This window comes from Vibrio sp. 03_296 (assembly GCF_002265885.1).
Genome location: NZ_NPKW01000884.1, coordinates 1 through 974, shown reverse-complemented (window position 1 = coordinate 974; position 974 = coordinate 1). Strand labels below are relative to the sequence as shown.

At 48.2% G+C, this 974-nt stretch carries 1 pseudogene; it reads right to left on the bottom strand.

Going from position 1 to position 974, the window contains the following annotated elements:
• Window positions 1-974 (bottom strand): annotated as a pseudogene (locus tag CIK04_RS34680) (hypothetical protein); the annotation flags it as partial.

The following is a 974-nucleotide window of genomic DNA, read 5'->3' as shown; positions in this document are numbered from 1 at the left end:
AAATAAATCCAAGCTCTCATTACAGCCTCCCCTAATTGTTTGTGCCAYATGGTTTGGTGAGTTCCCTGACGGGAATCCAGACCAAAGTCGTCTGTTTGTCTGCGACCATGAACTGGTAATCTTTGTCACCGGATGTCAATGTTTGCTCACCCGATGAGACAACTTCACTCATTACATTGACTCTTGCTGGTAAGGTTTGCCAGCTACGAGTATCCGGTTGCTCTGATTAACGCGTTCCAACGTTAACAACAGATTGCCAACATCATCGCCTTTAGCGGCTTCTTTACGCAGTTGATCTTTGGCCACCACCCGCAATGCCTGGCGATCACCATCGAAGGCAAACGCTCACTTAAATCGTACTTCGCCATCTGATCGACATCTGCCAATAACTGGCTTTCCAGTTTCTGTTGATYCAAACGCAATGGGGAAAAGCGCTGATAATTTTGGCTTGGGTAATAAGGCAGCGCGAGAGAATACAGTGCGCCAATGCCTCGACTGTCATAGACAGGTAAATCTATTCGCCAGCCTTGGAGCGCTTCAACAACCCCTTGCTCTTCAATAACAATCACGCGGCCTTGTTCACCTGCAAAGGTGTCGTTTTGCTTTACCGTAGCGTTTTCTAATTTGGCCAATCCTCACGCATGCCCAGCTTTTTCGCCACCAGCATGGTTCTTTCAATCACCACGGGGTTATTGGGACTCACCGCTAACGCTCTGCGGTAATCAACATAAGCACCATTGAGATCTTTTGAGGCTTCATACAAAAGACCCGAGAGGAAAAACAGATAGCCATTTTGCACCGATTGCAAGGTTTTCCCTGCATCAGGGTAGTTTGCCRGCACACTGCCTAAATTGGTCGACATACCGATTTTTTTGCATATCGCGCTCAGCAGACTGGAGATCGTCTTCACGTGCTTTACGCGCGGCTTCCTGGACTTGATTAGCGCGACGCATTTCAACCAATGCCCCTCCAAG